Below are 21,395 nucleotides of genomic sequence, written 5' to 3' on the forward strand. Positions count from 1 at the left end.
CCACAACTCCCCGCACTTTTTCTAACGTTAAAAACAAGGAACAATGAGTAAACTGATCGCACGGATGTTCCTATCTGCCATGTTGTGCACCGTGACGTTCTGGGGCGGAAATATCCGGGCCGAGGAGCTCCCGACCAGAAAGAGCACGGAACAGCAACCGACACGGTGGGAACACTACAACCAATATGCAAGATGGAGTTTCGGTGCAAACATCGGACTGCCGTTCTTCGCAGGAGATTTCCAGAGCAACTCCTATGACAAACTCTACTGGGGTATCATGGCCGATCTGCAAGGAGGCTACCAGTTCACGCCGGTAATCGGCCTGCGCGCCAATTTAGGCTATGCTCAGGGCAAAACCGGAGCCAAGGATTTCGAACAGGATTATTGGCTCGATCCCTACGGCTGGGGAGATTACCGCCCGTCACCGCTGTCCGGAAGCATGCAATACAAGGACCTTTACAGCAAAGTGCGGAGCATCAACTTCACACTCCATGCCGACATCAATCTCAACAACCTGATTCGGCCCGTACCCGTTGGAAAACGCCGATGGACTGTATCCGTAAGCCCGGGAATCTACTTCCAGAAATTCTACCCCGACATATTCACCCGAAACGGAGGCCACCATTTCGCCGTGGAGCACTTCAATCCGCTGACAGTCAGCCTTGGAGGTGAAGCCATGCTGCGTTGGAAAACAGGTCGTGCCATTGACCTGCAAGCCCGTTACGGCATCAACTGGATACACCAGAACGTATTTGACGGCATCGCCACCTATCGTCCTCGCGACAATCAAAATTTCATGATGCATTTCTCGGTAGGTGTAGTGTGGAAGATCGGCGCACGCCACAAGAAGAAGGATCACCTGATGTACGCACCTCGCTATGCCGCTCCCCCGAAAGACCGCGGACGCATCATTGACACGGTCGTGGTGAAGATGGAGCCACACGTGGTGATGCAGGAACGCACCGTAGAAACGCCGGTGGAAAAGGCCGTATGGTACTATATGCCGACTATCCATTTCGTTCGCGGCAGCGCCGAAATCGACACGAAGACCTACGCCGAAGAACTCGACGCCATGGTCCGCCTGCTGAACGAAGTTCCCGACACCCCGGTACGCATCTATGGATATGCCGACCACAGCGGTACGGAGCAGATCAACAAGCGACTGACCCAGCAGCGCGCTGAAGCCCTGCGCGACTACCTGATCGACAAGGGAATCGCTCCCGAACGTATCAAGACGGTTAAGGGGATGGGCATTGATTCGTCTCTCTCTGGCGGCGAAGCCTATTCGCTCAAGGCCCGACGCGTGGAAGTTTTACGATAAACAAGACTATTGCTCTGAAATCATCGTAAAATGCGGAAGTGTATGAAAATGTATGGCTTCCGAAAATAATCAGTATTCATAAACGAGAAATCACTTGCTCCTGCTATCTCGGAGCAAGTGATTATTTAACATCACCCTCACGCGTGGGGAATATATGGGGAAAATCCCTCTATTACAAACTGCCTAATTCATTGAAATCAATGAATTAGGCAGTTTTTCCTGTACCCGGAGCCGGGGTCGAACCGGCACGACATTGCTGTCATTGGTGTTTGAGACCAACGCGTCTACCGATTCCGCCATCCGGGCAAACAACCGCATCGCGCGGCGAATCGGGAGGGCAAAGATACGCGATTTTCACGAAATTTCAAAAAATCGCCCTATTTTTCGAAGAAAGCCTTGATTTTTTTCGCTTTCGCAGGCCCCACCAATGCCGAAAGCTCCTCGATATTGGCTGCGCGGACCTTCTCCACCGTGCGAAAATGGCGCAGAAGGGTCTGGACCGTCTTGTCGCCGATCCCCTCGATCTGCTCCAGCTCGCTGTGGATAAATGCCTTGCTGCGTTTCTGGCGGTGGAATGCGATAGCGAAGCGGTGCACCTCCTCCTGAATCTGCGACAGGAAGTGGAAAAGCGGCGAAGTGGGACGGATGCCGACCAGCAGGGGCGGGAATCCGCAGAGCAGTTCGGCCGTGCGGTGACGGTCGTCCTTGGCCAGTCCGGCGATGGGTATGTCCAGCCCGAGGCGTTCCAGCACCTCGTGGATCACCCCCATCTGCCCCTTTCCGCCGTCGGCGATGATGAGGTCGGGCAGCTCGGCCCCCTCGGCCATCAGGCGCGTATAGCGCCGGAAGACCACCTCGCGCATCGACGCGTAGTCGTCGGGGCCCTCCACGGTCTTGATGTTGAAGTGGCGGTACTCCTTGCGCGAGGGTTTCCCGTCGCGGAAAACCACGCACGAAGCCACCGGATGGCTCCCTTGCAGGTTGGAGTTGTCGAAGCACTCGATGTGCCGCGGCTGCCGGTCGAGGCGCAGCTCCTTCTGCATGGCGTTCATCAGCCGGTCGGCATAGCGTTCGGGATTCTTGATCTCCAGGTTTTTCAGCTGTTCGGCGCGGTAGATGCGGGCGCTCTTCTGCGAAAACTCCAGCAGTTCGAGCTTCTCGCCGCGCTTCGGCACCGTGAAGGTCACGCCGTCGAACAGCAGGGTCGTCGAGGGCAGGAACGGCACGATCACCTCGCGGGCCAGTCCGCCCCCGGCGATGTGTTCGACGATGTGCTGAATGGCCAGCGTCAGCATGTCGCGTTCGTCGCCCCCGACGCCCGTCGAGAGCTTCACCGTCGAGACGCCCACGATCGAGCCGTGGCGGATGCGCACGAAGTTGCACCACGCCACGTCGTCGTCCGGCAGCAGCGAAAAGACATCGACATCGACGATCTTCGCACTGACGATCACCGACTTGCCCGCATAGTTGTCGAGCGCGTCGAGCCGCTGCTTGTAACGCTGGGCCAGTTCGAATTTCAGCTCCGCGGCAGCCCGCGCCATCTCCCCCTCGAGGTATTGCCGCACGGGCCGCAGGTCGCCTTTCAGCACCGAAACGACCATCTCCAGCAGCCGTCCGTACTCCTCCTCGGACTGCCGTCCGACGCAGGGCCCCTTGCAGTTCCCGAGGTGGTATTGCAGGCAGACCGTGTATTTGCCCCGGGCGATCGCCCCGGGGTCGAGGTTGAGTTTGCAGGTGCGCAGCGGCACCACCTCGCGGATGAAATCGAGCACGCTGTGCTGCATCATCACCGAACCGTAGGGTCCGAAATACTGCGACCCGTCGCGCGTGAGGGTCCGCGTGGACTGCACGCGGGGGAAATGCTCCCGGCGGACCACGATCCACGGATAGGTCTTGTCATCCTTCAGCAGGATGTTGTAACGCGGCTGGAGGGTCTTTATCAGCGAATTTTCGAGCAGCAGGGCGTCCGTTTCGCTGCCCACGACGATATGGCGGATCGCGGCGATCTGCTTCACCAGCACGCGCACCTTGGGGCTGTGCTCCTTCGACTGCACGAAATAGGACGACACCCGTTTGCGCAGGCTCTTGGCCTTGCCCACGTAGATGATCGTCCCCGAGCGGTCCAGAAACTGGTAGACGCCCGGCGACAGCGGCAGCAGGGCGACCTGCTCCCGAAGGCTGTTGTTCTCGGTTCCGCCCATACGTTCGGCAAATGTAGCAATTTTTCGGCAAAATTCCCCGCCGGAGGTTTTCGCCGGCAGGGAAAGCCGGAACATACCGAAAAAAGTCCGGTATTTTGTTTTATTCGTCGGAACGTCTTATATTTGTGCCACCATCATTTTCAACGTAATCCAAGCCTATGAGAAAACTTTTTCTACCGATTCTGGCCGGCGCACTCCTCACCGCGTGCATCGACAAGGACTACGATCTCGAAAACGTCGATACCGACAACATCGCCATCGGCGGCGACGATTCGAAATTCGAGGTTCCGCTGGCCCGGGTGCTCGTCACCCTGGAAGACATCGCCAACGGCGATCTCAACATCCTGGAGCTCTGCGAGAAAGCCGACAAATGGCTTCCCTCGAAGCTGCCCGGGAACGCCGATTTCGTCGATCTCGTCCTGCTCTCCCGGAATTCCTACACCGACGAGCTTTTCGACGCCCTCGTCGCAGAAATGCAGTCGAGCGCAGCCAAACTCGATGTGATGACCGACATGATGTGGACCGATTACCGCCATAAAATCGCCGGCGCACTCGGGATTCCGGCGGAAGATCAGTACGAAACGCAGTTCAAGGAGGCGTTCCGGACGGCGGTCCGCACGGCCAAACGCGAAGTGCTCGAAGTGGTCAAATCGCAGTTCGACAGCTATCTGACGGAGGATCTCAGCGTGGAACCGATCGACTACAACATCGGACGCGTGGACATCAGCGACGACGTAATCGACATGATCGCCGACAACCTCGATCCCGAAGGGTCCGGCAGTTCCAAAAACTCGCTCTACCTCGCCGGGGAGATCGTCAGCAGACTGCCCGTATCGCTGTATCTCGAACCGGAATTCAAAACCGCGGCCGCCCCGTTCCTGAAATTCGACGTCACGGTGGACGCCACGAAGGAGATCAACGAGATCGAGGAGTCCGAAGACACCCGCCTTTATGCCGAGAGCCTGCGGCAGCTGATCGACAACGCCGCGATCAACATTCCCGTGACGCTCGAAAAATACTATCCGGGCAGGAGCTTCGAAACCGACAAGCCCCAGATCGAAATCAAACTGCACCTCATCAAGCACGGAGGTCTGAAACTCGACATCTAAACAGCACCATCGCATGAAAAAACCATACATCCTCATCGCGGCGGCGCTCCTTGCGACCGGCGCCGCTGCGCAGAATCCTTCGGCCTACTTCATGGAGGGTTCGACCTTCCGGCCGCAGTTCAACCCCGCCTTCGCGCCGCTGCGCGGCTACGTGAACATCCCCGTACTGGGCGGCGTGCAGGTCAACATGGCCGGCAACATGGCCCTCGACAACTTCCTCTATCCGCGCGACGGCAGGCTGGTGACGCTGCTCGACAGCTCCGTATCGGCCGCCGAAGCGCTGGGAAACCTCAAAACCGACAACCTGCTGGGACTCGATTTCCGCATGAACGTCATCGGATTCGGCGCCTTCACCAAGAACCACAAGAATTTCTGGTCGTTCGACCTCAACGTGCGGGTCAACGAGGACGCCAACCTGCCCTACTCGCTCTTCGAGTTCATCAAGCTCGGCAAGGAGGGGCAGATCCGGAACTTCGGAACCTCGATGGACGCCTACCTCGAAGCCGCGTTCAGCTACTCGTTCCCGCTGATGGACGACCGGCTCTATGTCGGCGTGCGGGGCAAGTTCCTCGCCGGACTGGCCCGGGCGAAGATGATCTACGACCGCTTCGACGTATCGCTCCAGCACGACCGCTGGGCTGTCAGCACCCAGGGTACGATCGATGTCACGGCCGCCGGAGCCGAGATCGACATGCCTGCGGAGGGCGACATCTTCGAGATCGGCGACATCGACATCAACCCCACCAAACCCGCCGGCTACGGATTCGCCGTAGACCTGGGCGCCACGTACGACATTCTGCCCAACCTGCAAGCGTCGCTGGCCGTGAACGACCTGGGCTTCATCAGCTGGAGCAAAAAGAACTCCATCTCGGGAACCTCGACGCAGGAGACCGAATTCACGGGCGTAACGGTGCCGGACGACGGTACGGAGCCCGCGCCGGATTTCGACTTCGAGATGCTGAAATTCAACCCGACCGACGGCAAGAGCGCATCGAAAATGCTACGCGCGTCGATCAACGCCGGTCTGGAATACGAGGTGTGGCGCCACAAAGTCGGCATCGGCCTGCTCTACACGGCCCGCTTCTGGGAGTACAAAACCCTGCACAACATCACCGGATCGGTCAATTTCCACCCTGTCCGCTGGTTCACGCTCACGGGCAGCTACTCGGTGATCGACAACCGCGGCGGCGCCGTGGGACTGGCCCTGAACCTCTGTCCGAGCTGGATCAACTTCTTCATCACCACCGACATGCTGGTCAGCAAGCACACGCCGCAGTGGATACCCGTCAAGCAGAGCACGATGAACGTGACCCTCGGACTGGGCGTGCCCATCGGCAAGCGCAGCCACCGCATCTCAGCCTATGTCCGGGAGCAGGACAAACGCTGAGCCCCGCTCCGCAACGAAAAACGCCCCGGAACCGTCTCGCAGGTTTCCGGGGTGTTTCTTTGTCTCTGCATGCAGGCGCAGAACCGGGAGTACAGCGCCGTAAGCGTCGGCCGCCCCCTAAATCCCGCCTCTCAGGCAGGCGAGCACCGTCCTGACGGTCGGATAACATGCGGCGGCATGCGCCGCGGCCTCCTCCGGGGAGCACCACGCCACGGCGTCGATCCCCTCTTCGGTCTGGGGTTTCAGGGCGGCGCAGGCCGGGGTGAAAAGTTCATACCAGCGGGTGCGTTTCAACTCCCAGCGCGCGGTTTTCGGGAAATAATAGGCGTGCAGCGTCTCGCACAGCGGACGCACGACCTCGGCCGCCACGCCGGTCTCCTCGCAGACCTCGCGCGCGGCGCACTCCTCGATGCGCTCGCCGCACTCCAGATGCCCTTTGGGCAGGTCCCAGCGGCCGTTGCGGTGAATCATCAGCCACTCCCCGCAGCCGTTCACCACGACGCCGCCCGCCGCCTCGACGGGCGTGAACTCCGCCGCGAACGCCGCGAACGCCACGTCGGGATCGGCCGCCACGACGGCCACGCTATTGTGCGATTCGAGAAAATTCAGTATCTTGTCCCGTGATAAGCCGTCCCCAGCGTCCGCTGAAACGGCGTACCACGCCCCTCCGGGGGTCTCGGCCGTGAATAACACGGCCTTGTCGGCGAAATAGACGGTACGGTTCATGTTCGAAAAGATTTGACGACAAAATTAAGAATAAATAAGGGAACCTCAATGAAAATGAAAAAACTTATCCTGATGATGGCTATTGCAGCTGCGGGAGCGGGCGGATGCGAAAAACGCCCGGAGCCCCTGAAGATCGACAATGCGCTGACGGCCGAAGAGATCGCCGCCGGACGCCTCACCCCCGAGGTGATGTGGAAGATGAGCCGCGCGGGCGGTTCGTCGCTCTCGCCCGACGGAAAGCGGCTCCTCTACCAGCAGACCGACTACAACATGGCCGAGAACCGCGGCGTGACGACGATCCGGGTCGAGGAGATGGATTCGAAGGCCGTGACATGCCTGACGGACTTCACGTCGAATAATCTCTCGCCGCAATGGAGCGCCGACGGGCAGCACATCTACTTCCTTTCGGACCGCGGCGGTTCGATGCAGGTGTGGCGGATGAACGCCTCGGGCGGCGACGCGACGCAGATCACGGGCGACGGCGACTACGAGGGCGTTCCCGACGTGGAGGGCTTCGGCGTGAGCCCCGACGGGAAGCACATCTGGTGGGTGCAGACCGTGCGGACGGCCGACCGCCGCTCGTCGGACATCTACGAGGACATGGACAAGTCGAAAGCCCGCATCTACGACGACCTGATGGCCCGCCACTGGGACTACTGGGACGAGGGCGAATACCGCCACATCTTCGTCGGCGAGCTGGGCAAGGGGCTCGTGACGGGCGGCAAGGACATCATGCCCGACGCACAGTGGGACGCCCCGCTGGCCCCCTATTTCGACATGGCCGAAATAGCCTGGAGCAACGCCGGCGACAAGCTGGCCTACACCTGCAAACCGCTCACGGGCACCGAATACGCCGTATCGACCGATTCGGACATTTTCGTCTACGACCTCGCGTCGGGCGAAACGAAGAACATCTGCAAACCGCTTACGGGCAAATCCGAATGTCAGGGTGAAGCCAGCCTCGACCTGGCCGAGATGGTCGGCTACGACAAATATCCCGTCTGGTCGCCCGACGATTCGAAGATCGCCTTCCTCTCGCAGCGCCGTCCGGGCAACGAGTCGGACAAGGCGCGGCTCTTCCTCTACGACTGCGCGTCGGGAGAGATGCAGGACCTGACGGAAGATTTCGACTACAACGCCATGAACATCGTCTGGGAGGGCAACGACCGTCTCTGGTTCATCACCCCGATCGAGGCCACGCACCAGATCTGCCGCATCGAGCCGTCGGTCGGCGAAGTGGAGGTCGTCACCCGCGGCGACCACGACATCAACGCCTTCACGATGGCCTCGGGCCGGATCGCCGCCGAGATGTGCACGATCTCGATGGCCACGGAGTTCTTCGACGTGAACCCGGCGGACGGCACGCTGACGCAGGTGTCGGCCCTTAACAAACCCGTTTACGACAACATCCGGATGGGCGAGGTGCAGAAACGCTGGGTGAAGACCACCGACGGCCAACAGATGCTCGCGTGGGTCATCCTGCCGCCCGACTTCGACGCCTCGAAGAAATACCCCGTGCTGCTCTACTGCCAGGGCGGTCCGCAGAGCGTCGTCTCGCAGTTCTGGAGCTACCGTTGGAACTTCCAGCTGATGGCCGCGCAGGGCTATGTCGTCGTGGCTCCCAACCGCCGCGGCCTGCCCTCGTTCGGACAGGAGTGGCTCGACCAGATCTCGGGCGACTACTCGGGACAGAACATCCGCGACTACCTCTCGGCCATCGACGACGTGGCCCGCGAACCGTGGGCCGACCGCGAACGCATGGGCTGCGTGGGGGCATCGTACGGCGGCTACTCGGTCTACTTCCTCGCCGGATGTCACGAGAAGCGTTTCAAAGCCTTCATCGCCCACTGCGGCATCTTCGATTTCGACTCGATGTACGGCGAGACCGAAGAGCTGTTCTTCGTCAACAACGACTTCGGAGGCCCCTACTGGGACGCGAAGAACGCCACGGCGCAGCGCTCCTACGCCAATTCGCCGCACAAGTTCGTGACGAAATGGGACACCCCGATCCTGATCTTCACCGGCGAGAAGGATTTCCGCATCCCCTACACCCAGTCGCTCGAAGCCTTCACGGCAGCCCGCATGCGGGGCATCCCGGCACGGCTCGTGGAGTTCGAGAACGAGGCGCATCAGGTCTTCAAACCCCAGAACTCGCTGGTCTGGAACCGCGAGTTCTTCGGCTGGCTCGACAAATACGTGAAATGACAAGCCCGAACCCTGCAATTCAGGCCGTCCGACTCCCGGGCGGCCTTTTTTGCGCGCCGGAGTCGGAGAGCCCCCGCACATACGCACGCCGCCCCGGCGGAACGGCTTTTCAGGGATACGATCCTTCCGGAAAAATTTCCGGAAACAGGGCTTTTCGTGATGAAAAACCGGGTGTTCATTGAATTTATTTCCACTAAACCGGGCGTGTACCTATTTTTGCAGACATTCAGGTAAAAGAACTTACGCTATGCGACGAATCTGGACAACCTTGCTTGCGCTGCCTCTGGTGTTCGCGTCATGCTCCGAGACTCCCGCAGCAGACACGAAACCCGCAGCAGGTACCATCGAAGTTTCGATAGGCTCGGGCCCGAAGATCGGGATTCGGACCGGGGCGCAGACCCGCACCGAACTGGACGAAGACGGCGAATCGGTCCGGTGGGCCGACAACGACCGGATCGTGCTCTGGGCCGTCAACTCCCAGGCGCAGACGACGATCGACCGGCAGGTTTTCAAGCTCTGGCACTACAATGCGGAGTACAATACGGCCAAATTCACGGCCACCGTCCCGGAGATGCCGGAGGACACCTACGTCTACTATGCCGTATCGCCCGAACCCGTCTCGGCCGAGGGTCTGAAGGCCAGCTACCGGATTCCCGCCGAGCAGGACGGCACGTTCAGCGGCGACTGCGACATCATGGTCGCGGCCCCGGTCGAAGGCACGGCCCTGCAACAGGGCGACAACAGCGAGATGGTGAACCTCGAATTCGATCACAAGGTCCACGTGCTAATGATCCGCATTCCGTCGAACGACCTCGGCGAAGAGATTTCGAAGATCACGCTGACCTTCCCCGAACCCGTCGCGGGCACCCTGACGGTGGACGCCGCCGATCCCGCCGCCGCACCGCAGCTGACCGACGGCAGCAACATCCTGACACTCAGCTTCGACACTCCGAAGAAGCCCGGCGATACGGTCTATGCCGTCATCGCGCCGGTGGAACTCACGTCGGAGCAGGAGGTGACCATCACGGCCACGGGCACCACCCGCGAATCGCGGCCGAAGACGTTCCCCGGGAAGCATTTCGCAGAGGGGCACACCACCCCGATCTCTTACAGCATTCCGCCCGTCGGCCCCACCACCCTGCGCGTCAGCCTGCCCGACACCGGCAAGAGCACCCTCGGTGAAAATATCACCAGCTTCACGCTGACCGCCGCCGAAGGTGTCGATCTGAGCGGGGGGGGGTCCAACGTGCTCACCTTCCCGGTGGAGACGGCCGGCAATTTCGACTTCGTGTTCGACGAATTTCCCGAAGCCCTCGCGGGTCAGTCCGTCGCCGTCAGCTACGAATCGGAAAACGCCCTGCTCAGCGGCGGTTCGTTCGTCATCCCGGAACTGATGGCAGGAGGCACGAACACCATCGCAACCTTGAGCGTACCTTATCTGATGGAGGAGGATTTTAACAACATAACAGGCTACAGCGACCATGACAATGCTGAATACGGGACTACGATTGACGGAACTACTACGGCCTCTGATCTTTCTCAATACGGGCTCATTGGCTGGACTGGAGCTCGCACCGGAGTTCAGGAAAAAGGTGAAGGAAATGAAGGATCAATTCGTGTCTGCTGCCGTTCGCAAAATGCCTTTGGCGTTTCCCGATACCACGGACGTTTGGATTCGGCTCCGCTCAATGGCATAAAACCAGACAAAACCCCTACGGTAAAAATATCATTCAACTATGGCGGTGGCCGTGGTGGTAACGATAGTTACAGTCCGATCGCCGCATACGGATATACAACTACGCAAGGCAAGATAGACAGCAAATCGGACAGTAAGCAAAATTGGTATATCAGTGGTGCCACGGTCTTCGACGACCTTCCGCTCGACTCAAATTTCAATTCTATACCGAAAGAAAAAACATACACTATCGAGAATTGCACCAATCTGCATCGTTTGTCCTGGGAGGTAAATTCTACAGGAAGTGCATGGGCTGCCAATGCCAATTCGTGGCTCTACCTCGACAATATCAAAGTATCCATCGCCAACGAATAACCGCCATGAAAAGACATCTTATCAGCATCCTTGCATCGGCGGCCGTCGCAGTCGCGGGATGTAACGAAACGAATGAAACGAACGCGGGGGGGGGTTGCGGCACGATCCGCATCGCCTGCCGAACCGATCTCTCGATCGACGCCGAGGCAAAAGCCTCCCCGAAGGCAACCCGCACCGAAATCACGGCCCCGGACGGCAGCGAATTCGCCCTGCGGATCACGGGCGCCGATTTCGACCGCTCGTGGGAGAGCGTCGCGGCTTTCGAGGCCGAAGAAAATGTCTTCGCCGAAGGCCCCTACAAAATCGCCGTCGAGCACGGCGATCCCGAAACCGAAGGACCCGACAAGCCCTATTTTTCCGGTTCGACCGACATCGACGTAGCGGCCCGCCGCGTCAACACCGCCCAAGTGACGGCCCATGTCGCCAAATCGCAGACCTTCGTCCGGATTACGGAGGCTTTCGCTAAATTCTACCACGATGCGGAGTTTACCGTGACGACCGGTTCGGGCAACGAATTCACGTTCCGTCCCGACGGAACCGGAGACCCGGAGCGCATCTGGGTGAAGACGGGCACGACGCTCACGGTCAGCGGCACGGCCCGCAGCCAAAGCCAGGACGGCGAGAAGGAAGGCCCCCTCTACACCTTCCCCGCCGAGACGCTCGACGCCACCGTGGCGGCCACCTGCCACATCTTCACCTTCGACGCATCGAACGCCGGCAGCGCCTCGCTGAACATCGTCCTCGGCGAGGGCGAAGGCGAAACGCGGGTAATCCCCGTCGAACTGAACGAAGAGGCCATTCCAAGCAAATAAAAAACGACGAAATATGAAGACTTTTTCCATTATCCTGACGGCAGCCATCACGGCGATTCTCTTCGCGGCAGGCTGCGTGAACGAGGAACCGGCCTACAAGAACGAACCCGGCACCACCCCTGCACCGGAGGACGGCACGGGCTATCTGTCGATGGCCGGCATGACGATGCGCGTCATCTACGACGACCAGACCGACACGCAGCCCGACGACACGTCAAGCGAAACGGTCAAGCCTCAGACGCGCGCCGAAGAGGCACAGCCCGATGTCGATGAATTCATCGTCGAGATCTTCGACGCCGAAGGCACGACGGTCTACAAGGACACGTATGCCAATCTGCGAACCAAAACGGCGGATACCGACGGCAAGATGGAGCTTCCGACGGGCAGTTACAAACTGGAGGTCCGTTCGGAGGAACCCTCCTCGAAACTCGCCGACTGGGACCATCCGGTCTATTTCGCGGCACGCGATTTTGCGATCGAGAAAAACGAGGACACCGTCCTCGAAGAGATCGTCTGCACGCTGAGCAACATCAAGGTGACGCTCACGTGCTCGAAAGACCTCGCGGACCAGTTCACCGCCGAAACGATCTCCACGATCTCGCTGGGCGAAACGCCGATGGTCTTTGTCAAGGGTGAGACGCGCGCGGCCTATTTCACCTCCCTCGCAGAGCTCAACACGCTCAAGTTCAACCTGACGGGAGCTTTCGCCGACACGCCCGAAACACCCCTTCAGTTCAACAAGGAGATCCCCAACGTCAAGGCCGGACAGTGGCGCAAGATCACGCTCGTAATCACCTATGCCGACAAGGGCGGGATCAAATTCGACATCGACGTTAAGAATTTCATAATGGACGAGGAGATTCGGATCGACGGCACGGCGAACGTCTGGGAACCGGTCTTCGAAGAGGGTCCCGACCCCTTGGCCCCGGCGATCGAATGGCCCGGGCACGACCTCACGGAACCGTTCCGGATCACCTCCTCGATGTTCGACGCCGACGGCAAGTGCACCGAGCCCTTCGCGCTGAATCTGACCGCCCCCAACGGCATCGAATCGCTCGTGCTGACTTTCTCATCGACGAACTCCGCCTTCATGGACGCTCTCACGGAGATTCAGATTCCCCATTCGCTCGACCTCTGCGCCACCACGCAGGGCCCCGCCTATGCGATTCTCTCGGGCTTCGGGCTTCCGCTGGGCGACAAGCTCCGCGGCGCGACCTCCAAACAGTTCGACATTGCGGGACAGATTCCGATGCTCTACGCCGATCCCGGGTTCGAAGGCACCCACACCTTCGCCTGCACGCTGACCGACGCCAAGGGCCTCTCGACCTCGGCGGAGCTCCGCCTCGTGGTCAGCAAAGGCACGGCAAAGCCGACCGTCGCCTGGCCGGGGCACGACCTCACCCAGCGGCACGAGATCTTCGGCGGTGAAACGATCGACATCGACATCACGGCCGAAGCGGGCATCCAATCGCTGGTCGTGGAGATCATCTCCGAAAAACTGACTCCCGAAGAGTTGCTGAGCGTAGGCATCCCCGCCGTATTCGACCTCTGCAACGTTCCCGCCGCCGGAAGCAACAGCCCGGAGGAAGTCGCCGCCATCCTGAGCGGATTCGGGTTCCCGGTCAACGAAGAGGTTGCGGGCAAAACCGTCTTGCCGACGATCTCCATCACGCCATTCGTTGCGCTGATGCAGCAGGTCGCCTCCGACTGTAACAACGACTTCAAACTCACAATTACGGACAAGGCGGGACAAACGACCATCGCGACCCTTCAACTCTACGTTCATCCCCTGCCCTAACCCGTCCGCACCATGAAAAAGCATATCACACACGCCGCTCTGCTGCTCTGCACGGTCTTGACCGTCGCCGCATCCTGCTCCAAGGAGGCGACGGGCGAAAGCGGCGCAGCGGGCACGGGCGTACTCGAAATGAACATTTCGACCACCCGCGCCGAAGCCGACGCGGAATACGACCCGAAAGACCATCTGGTCGCACGCATCTACAATTCGCGCAACGAACTGATCCGCAAATACACCTCCGAAACCTTCGTGAAGCAACTGGAGCTCATCGCCGGGGAATACCGGATCGCCGTCGAAGCCGGGGAGGCTGTCCCCGCCTCGTTCACCAAACGCTTCTACAAAGGCGAAGAGACCTTCACCGTCACCCCCGGGGAAACGACCCAAGCCGACGTGAACTGCCGCATGCAGAACACCGCCGCCGAAGTGAAATTCGACGCCTCGGTCGCCACGGCTTTCGGCACGAATTTCCGCTTCTGGATCGTCGCCGACGACGCTTTCGACGAGGAAAAAGCCGAGCAGGAGGCCGTCCCGGCGCTGAAATACACCTCCGACGCCACGGGTTACTTCACCCTGCCCGAAGGGGTGACGACTTTCGTCTGGCATTTCGAAGGCACCCACTCCGAACGCGGGCAGATCGTCATGGAGGGCCGGCAGGAGAACATCCAGGCCGGAGGCAAGTATGTCTTCACCTGCCTGTTCTCGAAGGACCTGCCGGGGTTCATCCAATGCGTCGTCATCAAGGTCAACACCAACCCCGACGAGCAGGACGACACGATCATTTTCAGTCCCGACCCCACCATCGAGGGCGACGGCTTCGACATCGCCCAGCCCCAGGGCTACATCCCCGAAGAAACCTGGACGCGAAGCTACAAACTCGCGGCTATGGCGCCCCTGAAAACCGCGGAACTCCGGTTCGGCGAACAGATCTACGACCTGATGATGAGCGACGCTCCGGCCGAGGGAATCACCGTCGTCCGCGACAACGACCTCAGCCTGACGGTCACCCTTTCCAAAGCGTTCCTCGCAGGATGTCCCGCAGGCAGTCACTCCGCCTCGTTCCGCATCGCCGACACGAAGGACGCCGAAGCCACCGTCGCCTCGGAACTCCGCGTGCAGGGAATCCTGCCGGTCGGAAAAGAGGATTACGACCTCTGGGCCAACACGGTCACGCTGCGGGCCGTGGTCGTCGATCCGAACGTCTCGGCCGTCACCTTCGGGCTGAAAAACGGGGAATCGTGGCTGGAAACGGAGGGAACGGCCGACGGAAACGGCTGTTACACCGCCACCTACCGACCCGAATGGACCGAATCGACGAACGAAGCCGGGCTGAAGGTCTACACACCGGAACCCGGTAAAGAAGGCATCACCGCCGGCAACGATTATGAATTACGAAGCATGATCGGCGATCGAACCTATTCCGCATCGCTGACGACTCCCGCAGGCGACACCATTTACAATGCCGGAATGGACTACTGGACGACTTATAATGTCACGGGAAGCTCGATCACAGGCGGAACCGTCCCGTATCCGAATGAGAACAGCAGCACCGTGTTCTGGGTCGGCGGCAACAACAAGCAAACCAATACCCTCTGCACCGGAGTTAATGTCAATGACAACGATGACAGCGACAAGTGTGCACAACTGAAACCCGATGAGAAATTCGGCATTTTTGCCGCCGGCAATCTCTTCACCGGAACATTCGACTGCGGAACCGGATTCACGGACACGTTCGGCTACGCCCGTTTCGGCGTGCAATACACGTTCACGGCCCGTCCCCGGGCCCTGCGGCTCCGCTACAAGGCAACCGTAACCAATATCACCAATACGGGCAACAGCGGTCTGACAACGAACGACATCGACTCGGCACGCGTCTTCGTCTGCGTCATCGACTGGACCGGACGCCACGCCGTAAAATCGGGAGCATCGTCCGACGAATCCACATTTTGGGACCCGGAGACCAAGTCTCTCTTCAACGAAGGCCCGATCCTGGGCTATTCATCGAAAAAACTCGGGAAGTCAACGGAAGGTTGGGAGACGATGGAACTGCCGCTCCTCTGGTATGACAAGGACAAGGCCCCGACCGCAGGCAACTATTCACTGGTCATCTCCTGTGCTACGAGCTACAAGGGAGACTATGTGACGGGAAGTACATCCAATCTCCTCTGCGTGGAAAACTTCGAATGGGTCTATTAACCAAATAAACGCAATCCGATGCGCAAACTATTCATCCGCCCGCTCGTCCTCGTGCTGTGCCTCTCGGCCGCGGCGCAGGCCCTGCGCGCACAGGAAACAGCCCCGAACACCGATGCGGCCGGCCCGGTTCCGAAAACAATCAACGAAATGCGCCGCGAACGCGGACTCACCGACACCCACAACCTGTTCGTCCCCAAAGGACAATGGGTCTTCGGCGGCACGGCGTCCTACTCGACCCACACCAACGACAACTACAAATTCCTGGTGGTCGAGGGCATCGACTCGAAAGGCTACACCTTCCGCATCAGCCCCCTGATCGCCTATGCCGTGCGCGACAACATGGCTCTCGGAGGCCGTTTCATCTACTCGCGGACGCTGCTCAAACTGGACAACGCCGAACTCCACTTCGGCGACTCGGAAACGGGCACGAACATCGTGGCCAAAGACTACTACGCGCTGCGCCAGACCTATTCGGCGGCGGCGATCTGGCGCCAGTACATCCCGCTGGGGCGCAACAAACGTTTCGCGCTGTTCAACGAGATGTCGCTCTCGGCCGGCGGCACGCAGGCCCGATTCGCCAACGATTCGCCCGTGAAAGGCACCTACGAGACGGGCTACACCCTCTCGCTGGGCATCTCGCCGGGCATCGTGGCCTTTGCGACCAACAACATGGCCGTCGAGGTGAACGTCGGCGTGATGGGTATCACCTACAACCATGCCAAGCAGGTTCACAACCAGGTCACCGTAGGCAACCGCAACACGAGCATGATGAACTTCAAGGTCAACATCTTCTCGATCGGCCTCGGCATGGCCTTCTACCTCTAAAAACGGCACAGCAATGACACGAATCATACTTTTCCTCCTTTCGACATGCCTCGCCTTCACGGCCGCCGCCGAAACGCCGTCGGTTCCGGTCCCGGAGAACGCCCCGGCGACAGAAAACGCCCCGGCGGCCTCCGGCATCTCCGCGTCTCCCGCCGAGCCGAAGAAACAGCAGCGCTTCCTGCCCACGCGCCGGCGCATGGACCGCGAGATCAACAAGCTCAAATTCGCCTACAAGGGCGAGGTGATAATGGGTCTGACCGCCTCCTACGGCACGCTGTCGAGCGACGACACGGACATCATGCTGCTGATCGACGGCATCAACGCCGACGGTTCGATCGCCACCGTAAAACCGTTCGTGGGTTACTTCTACCGCGACAACAGCTGTCTGGGCGTGCGTTTCGGCTACCGCCACATGGGCGGAAGCCTCGACAACGCCCGCTACGACCTCGGCGAAAGCAACGACGCCTCGGGGCAGATTCCCAAACTCGACATCAACAGCGACAACTATTCGTTCGGCATTTTCCACCGCTCCTATGCGGGGCTCGACCCGAAGGGGCGTTTCGGCCTGTTCGCCGAGTTCGAACTCTCGCTGGCGACCGGCTCCTCGAAGTTCTCCTACCAGCCGAACACGTCGAACGACGAGATGAAAACCACGTACAGCGACAATACGCAGGTGAAATTGGCGTTTAATCCGGGAGCGGCCGTCTATATCTTCCCCAACGTCTGCGCCACGGTGTCGTTCGGGCTGGGCGGCATCCAGTACAACTCCGTCACGCAAAAGGACGAGAGCGGCAAAAAAACCGGCTCGCGCGAGGCTTCGAACATGCGCTTCCGGCTCAACATCGCCGCCATCAACTTCGGCATGACGATACACCTGTGGGACAAGAAAAAGAAGTAAAGTTATGACCAGATACCTGAAAACAGCATTCGCAGCGGCCGCGGCGCTCCTCGCAGCGTCGTGCATCAGCAACGATATTCCCTACCCCGTCGTCGAACTGCGCATCGCCAACGTCGAGGGAGAGGGCTTCTCGGTCTCGGAAAACAACGTCACCTCGCGGGTCGTCACCCTCACGCTCGACGAAGCCACCGACATCCGCAACGTGAAGATCGACGCCGTGACCTACGACGCCGTCGTACACAGCATCGAGCTGAACAAGGCGGAACTTCTGGATCAGGTGCGCAGTTCGCAGGAGCTGACCGGCACGTTCAACCTGCTCTCGCCGATCTACACCACGCTGTCGCTCTATCAGGACTACGACTGGACGATCCGCGCCGTGCAGACCATCGAGCGGCGCTTCAGCGTGACGGGACAGATCGGCGCCACGGAGATCGACACCGAAAACCGCATCGTCAGGGTCTATGTCCCCGACGACACCGATCTGGGGCATATCGAAATCGAGGAGCTCAAACTCGGCCCGGCGGAGATCACCACCTATTCGCCCTCGCTCGAAGAGCTTTCGGGCAGCAGTTTCGAATCGGTGCGCTTCGTGGACGTTACCTGCCACGGCGTCACCGAGCGGTGGATGCTTTACGTGGAGACGACCAACGTGAAAGTGGCGCTTCGGGAAGCCGACCTGTGGCAGAATACGGGTACGGTCACGGCGCTCATCTCCGCCGAGGAGTATGCCTCAGGCGCCGCGCTGGAATACCGCATCAAGGGCGACACGGAGTGGCAGCCGATGCAGGAGAGCGGCTACGACGCCGGCATCCTGACGGCGACGATCGCCCCCGAATGGAAAACGGAAACCAATCCGAACGGACTGACCGTTTACAAACTGGTGCCGAAAAAGGGATTGTTCGCAGGCCACACCTACGAATTCCGGCTGCTGGTCGGCGGCAGCGAGCAGGGCGCACCGTTGGAGTACACGGCCCCCGCGGGCAACACCATCCCCAACGGCGACATGGAAGACGCCTCGATGAGCTGCTGGACGCAGAACAACAAGACGGCCGAATTCTGGGGCAGCGGCAACAACACCTTCACCAAGGGACTGTGTACGCAGGCATCTTTCGCCGGCGGCACGCGCGCCAAATTGCAGGCCACCTCCGCCGTGGGAGTCCTCGCCTCGGGCAACCTCTTCACGGGACTTTTCCAGAAGGACCTCATCACCCGGGGCGTCGTATCGTTCGGCCAGACCTACGCCTGGAAAGCCCGTCCCAGGGCCCTGAAGGTGCAGTACTTCGCCGAGCATATCGGCCCTGTTGACATCGACAAGAAGTTCGGCGCGCCGATCGGCATGGGGGACCAGGACCGGGCCCGCATCATGGTCGCCATCGTGGACTGGAACGCCCGCCGCGAAGTCGGATCGGGCACGGAACCTCCCACCGGCACCTGGGACCCGCAGGAAGCCGCTTCGACCGAACAGGGTAAGATCATCGCCTACGGGTCGCTCTTCATCGACGAGAGCTCGACCGGCGACCGGATGATCGACACGGAGCTCGAACTCCACTTCTACGACCGGGAAGCCAAGCCCAGCGGCCTCTATCAGCTCGTCATCTCCTGCTCGACGAGCGCCTACGGCGACTTCATGACCGGCTGCAAGTCGAACGTCCTCTACATTGACAATTTCGAGTGGGCATACTGACGCCCCTCCCGTCACCGAACGCAAAAAAAGCAGGGTCCGGAAACGGTTCGGTATTTGTAGGTAAACGAAGGTGTAGGAAAGAGTAAATATCTTGTTTGCAGGTGTTTAATTCTCTGTTCTGCATATGCTCCGAGCAATAAAATTGCAGAATCGGGCAGGATTAACGGTGAGTTGTGTTACTTATCCGTTACCTGCCCGAAATGCTTTTGTTTGCATTAAGGCGTTTGTTTTCAGTTTGTTGCATCGGATTTCCGCATAACAAATAACTTGACTTAACGTTTAACCCATCCACAAAGTTCAAGTTATTATGCAACGCAGCACTTTCAAAGTCCTTTTCTACGTGAAAAGGCAGTCGGAAAAACATGGTCAGGTTCCCGTCATGGGTCGTATCACGATTAATGGTACGATGTCGCAGTTCAGCTGCAAACTCACCGTTCGCTCCACCCTTTGGGATGCCAAGGCGAACAAGGCTTCCGGTAAGAGCCTCGAAGCTCAGCGTCTCAATGAAAAACTGGAAAATATCAAGACCAATATCGGCAAGCAGTACCAGCGGCTCTGCGACCGTGATTCGTATGTTACGGCCGAAAAAGTCCGCAACGCCTTCCTCGGTATGGGCGACGACTGCCGCCTGCTGTTGCAGACCTTCGACGAATACCTTGCAGGGTTCCTCAAACGTGTGGGCAAAGACCGCGCCTATTCGAGCTATGACAATTACCGCAAACGCCGTAACCGGCTTGCCTCTTTCCTCGAATACGAATACCGTGTAAAAGATATTCCTTTCAAAGAGCTGAAGCGGGATTTCATCGAAAAGTTTGTAGTCTACCTCTCCTCGGTACAAGGGATGCGTTCCGGGACGATCCATTCGACTATCAAGAAACTGAAGCTGATGACCTACACGGCGTATAAGAACGGCTGGATTCCCACCGATCCTTTCGCAGGTTTCTACGTCAGGCCGGAGTACTCGGAACGTCGCTACCTCTCGGCTTCGGAATTGCAGGCTGTCATGGATGTCAGGCTCCCCAACTATCGGACAGGCATCAACCGGGATGCCTTCGTCTTCTGCGCCTTCACGGGCCTGAGCCATGCGGACGTAGTGAAACTCACCCACGCGGACATCCATACGGACGATAACGGAGAGCGCTGGATTATCGACAGGCGCCAGAAAACAGGTACGCAGTTCCGGGTCAAACTGCTTCCCGCCGCTGAAATGCTCTACAAGCGTTATAAGGATACATATCGCACAAGCGAGAAGGTTTTTCCGCTTAAAGGCACTTATAAAACACTGAACATGTCGTTACGGCATGTTGCCAAACATGCCGGATTGTCGTTCAATCCGACGATCCACATGGCGCGTCATACCTTCGCTACGACGGTTACGCTCACACAGGGTGTACCTCTGGAAACGGTCTGCAAGATGCTGGGACATAAACGGATCACCACGACCCAAATCTATGCCAAAATCACCAATGACAAGATCGGACAGGATATGGCGGCATTAAGCGAGAAACTCAGCAGCGTCTTCAAGGTCGCACAGTAATGGCCTACGATCTTACAGCTAGTTCGATTTCCGATCTTGCTTCGTCAATGGCAGGGTAATTTTCGATGTAAGTTTTCCCACCGGCAGGGAATTAAACGCCGGAGATGAAAATACGCAAGGCCATGCGAATCGCCCAAAGGGCGAGCCTTGCGTATTTCCATCTCCGGCATTTTGCTGAACGCTACCGTCGGAAAAGGCGATATTCTGCGGCTCCTGACGATCCGGTTCTGATGTTCAGCCGCGGTCGTGTGCTGATCGCCGACCTTACGGACAACCTCCAATACTTTACGTTTGGTTTCGCTGCTGACATAAAGAGTCGAGCGGGCACGAATGCTTCTTGGCTGCAGGAACATTCGGTCGAAATCGCCGGTGACGATGTCGTCATCAGACCGCAGAGGCCGGAAGGGCGCCGGAAGCGGCATTTCCCGTTTATTGGGCTCTTCCCGCTTTCGATCCCGGATGAAATCCTCACGGTCATCGGCCGGAAGAGGTGCCGGGGCATCGGGACGCTCCGGGCGCCGCCAATGCTGTATCAAGGAACTAATCCCGGAAAAAATACTCCAAAGGAGTATCGATCCGAACATAATAAGACCCAGCGTTTCCCAAAAGTGCAGGTCGGATAAATAGTCGTTCAACATGATTGAAAAAT

15 protein-coding genes and 1 tRNA gene are annotated in these 21,395 nt (G+C 59.1%); 12 read left to right on the forward strand and 4 right to left on the reverse strand.

Annotated features, from left to right (window positions below):
• The first annotated feature begins 43 nt into the window (after positions 1 to 43).
• A complete protein-coding gene (locus NQ519_RS03000; RefSeq protein WP_083870898.1) occupies positions 44 to 1,321 on the forward strand; it encodes an OmpA family protein in 1,278 nt (425 codons plus the stop codon).
• Between the two features lie 222 nt (positions 1,322 to 1,543).
• Here NQ519_RS03000 and NQ519_RS03005 read toward each other — a convergent pair.
• Both NQ519_RS03005 and uvrC read right to left on the reverse strand, forming a co-directional pair.
• A tRNA-Leu gene (locus NQ519_RS03005) sits at positions 1,544 to 1,627 on the reverse strand.
• A gap of 71 nt (positions 1,628 to 1,698) precedes the next feature.
• Positions 1,699 to 3,522, reverse strand: coding sequence for an excinuclease ABC subunit UvrC (gene uvrC / locus NQ519_RS03010; RefSeq protein WP_019149543.1), 1,824 nt, complete (start codon positions 3,520 to 3,522; stop codon positions 1,699 to 1,701).
• Between the two features lie 158 nt (positions 3,523 to 3,680).
• On the opposite strand from uvrC, the gene NQ519_RS03015 reads away from it, so the two are divergent.
• Together NQ519_RS03015 and NQ519_RS03020 are read left to right on the forward strand one after the other, a co-directional pair.
• On the forward strand, positions 3,681 to 4,631 hold the full coding sequence (locus tag NQ519_RS03015) for a hypothetical protein (RefSeq protein WP_019149542.1): 951 nt from the start codon (positions 3,681 to 3,683) through the stop codon (positions 4,629 to 4,631).
• 13 nt (positions 4,632 to 4,644) lie between these two features.
• Positions 4,645 to 6,018 carry a DUF5723 family protein gene (locus NQ519_RS03020; RefSeq protein ID WP_019149541.1) on the forward strand — a complete coding sequence of 458 codons (1,374 nt, stop codon included), beginning with the start codon at positions 4,645 to 4,647 and terminating at the stop codon, positions 6,016 to 6,018.
• Positions 6,019 to 6,135: 117 nt separating this feature from the next.
• On the opposite strand, the gene NQ519_RS03025 is transcribed toward NQ519_RS03020, so the two are convergent.
• Entirely contained in the window at positions 6,136 to 6,744 is a 609-nt protein-coding gene (locus tag NQ519_RS03025; protein WP_019149540.1) for an NUDIX hydrolase, read from the reverse strand.
• A 48-nt stretch (positions 6,745 to 6,792) separates the two neighbouring features.
• Here NQ519_RS03025 and NQ519_RS03030 point away from each other — a divergent pair, with 48 nt between their 5' ends.
• The 9 genes from NQ519_RS03030 (at position 6,793) to NQ519_RS03070 (ending at position 20,746) form a co-directional block, all read left to right on the forward strand.
• Positions 6,793 to 8,949, forward strand: a complete 2,157-nt coding sequence (locus NQ519_RS03030; protein ID WP_019149539.1) for a S9 family peptidase — start codon at positions 6,793 to 6,795, stop codon at positions 8,947 to 8,949.
• Positions 8,950 to 9,196: 247 nt separating this feature from the next.
• On the forward strand, positions 9,197 to 10,999 hold the full coding sequence (locus NQ519_RS03035) for a fimbrillin family protein (protein ID WP_147513131.1): 1,803 nt from the start codon (positions 9,197 to 9,199) through the stop codon (positions 10,997 to 10,999).
• A 5-nt stretch (positions 11,000 to 11,004) separates the two neighbouring features.
• Entirely contained in the window at positions 11,005 to 11,811 is an 807-nt protein-coding gene (locus NQ519_RS03040) for a DUF4493 domain-containing protein (RefSeq protein WP_019149537.1), read from the forward strand.
• A gap of 13 nt (positions 11,812 to 11,824) precedes the next feature.
• Positions 11,825 to 13,609: a DUF4493 domain-containing protein gene (locus NQ519_RS03045; RefSeq protein ID WP_019149536.1), complete on the forward strand. Its 1,785-nt coding sequence runs from the start codon at positions 11,825 to 11,827 to the stop codon at positions 13,607 to 13,609.
• 12 nt (positions 13,610 to 13,621) lie between these two features.
• Entirely contained in the window at positions 13,622 to 15,802 is a 2,181-nt protein-coding gene (locus NQ519_RS03050; RefSeq protein WP_019149535.1) for a DUF4493 domain-containing protein, read from the forward strand.
• Positions 15,803 to 15,820: 18 nt separating this feature from the next.
• A complete protein-coding gene (locus NQ519_RS03055) occupies positions 15,821 to 16,627 on the forward strand; it encodes a hypothetical protein (protein ID WP_019149534.1) in 807 nt (268 codons plus the stop codon).
• Between the two features lie 13 nt (positions 16,628 to 16,640).
• On the forward strand, positions 16,641 to 17,525 hold the full coding sequence (locus tag NQ519_RS03060) for a hypothetical protein (protein WP_019149533.1): 885 nt from the start codon (positions 16,641 to 16,643) through the stop codon (positions 17,523 to 17,525).
• Between the two features lie 4 nt (positions 17,526 to 17,529).
• On the forward strand, positions 17,530 to 19,209 hold the full coding sequence (locus NQ519_RS03065) for a PCMD domain-containing protein (protein ID WP_019149532.1): 1,680 nt from the start codon (positions 17,530 to 17,532) through the stop codon (positions 19,207 to 19,209).
• 307 nt (positions 19,210 to 19,516) lie between these two features.
• Positions 19,517 to 20,746 carry a site-specific integrase gene (locus tag NQ519_RS03070; protein ID WP_026076290.1) on the forward strand — a complete coding sequence of 410 codons (1,230 nt, stop codon included), beginning with the start codon at positions 19,517 to 19,519 and terminating at the stop codon, positions 20,744 to 20,746.
• A 44-nt stretch (positions 20,747 to 20,790) separates the two neighbouring features.
• Here NQ519_RS03070 and NQ519_RS03075 read toward each other — a convergent pair whose 3' ends face one another.
• Positions 20,791 to 21,384 carry a DUF3408 domain-containing protein gene (locus NQ519_RS03075; protein WP_083870896.1) on the reverse strand — a complete coding sequence of 198 codons (594 nt, stop codon included), beginning with the start codon at positions 21,382 to 21,384 and terminating at the stop codon, positions 20,791 to 20,793.
• Positions 21,385 to 21,395 lie beyond the last annotated feature (11 nt).

The organism is Alistipes senegalensis JC50 (assembly GCF_025145645.1).
GTDB lineage: Bacteria > Bacteroidota > Bacteroidia > Bacteroidales > Rikenellaceae > Alistipes > Alistipes senegalensis.

Coding starts and splice junctions, on each gene's coding strand:
- NQ519_RS03065 (WP_019149532.1), top strand. CDS start 17,530: ATGACCAGATACCTGAAAACAGCATTCGCAGCGGCCGCGGCGCTCCTC.
- NQ519_RS03070 (WP_026076290.1), top strand. CDS start 19,517: ATGCAACGCAGCACTTTCAAAGTCCTTTTCTACGTGAAAAGGCAGTCG.
- NQ519_RS03015 (WP_019149542.1), top strand. CDS start 3,681: ATGAGAAAACTTTTTCTACCGATTCTGGCCGGCGCACTCCTCACCGCG.
- NQ519_RS03060 (WP_019149533.1), top strand. CDS start 16,641: ATGACACGAATCATACTTTTCCTCCTTTCGACATGCCTCGCCTTCACG.
- NQ519_RS03000 (WP_083870898.1), top strand. CDS start 44: ATGAGTAAACTGATCGCACGGATGTTCCTATCTGCCATGTTGTGCACC.
- NQ519_RS03020 (WP_019149541.1), top strand. CDS start 4,645: ATGAAAAAACCATACATCCTCATCGCGGCGGCGCTCCTTGCGACCGGC.
- NQ519_RS03030 (WP_019149539.1), top strand. CDS start 6,793: ATGAAAATGAAAAAACTTATCCTGATGATGGCTATTGCAGCTGCGGGA.
- NQ519_RS03050 (WP_019149535.1), top strand. CDS start 13,622: ATGAAAAAGCATATCACACACGCCGCTCTGCTGCTCTGCACGGTCTTG.
- NQ519_RS03055 (WP_019149534.1), top strand. CDS start 15,821: ATGCGCAAACTATTCATCCGCCCGCTCGTCCTCGTGCTGTGCCTCTCG.
- NQ519_RS03040 (WP_019149537.1), top strand. CDS start 11,005: ATGAAAAGACATCTTATCAGCATCCTTGCATCGGCGGCCGTCGCAGTC.
- NQ519_RS03025 (WP_019149540.1), bottom strand. CDS start 6,744: ATGAACCGTACCGTCTATTTCGCCGACAAGGCCGTGTTATTCACGGCC.
- uvrC (WP_019149543.1), bottom strand. CDS start 3,522: ATGGGCGGAACCGAGAACAACAGCCTTCGGGAGCAGGTCGCCCTGCTG.
- NQ519_RS03075 (WP_083870896.1), bottom strand. CDS start 21,384: ATGTTGAACGACTATTTATCCGACCTGCACTTTTGGGAAACGCTGGGT.
- NQ519_RS03045 (WP_019149536.1), top strand. CDS start 11,825: ATGAAGACTTTTTCCATTATCCTGACGGCAGCCATCACGGCGATTCTC.
- NQ519_RS03035 (WP_147513131.1), top strand. CDS start 9,197: ATGCGACGAATCTGGACAACCTTGCTTGCGCTGCCTCTGGTGTTCGCG.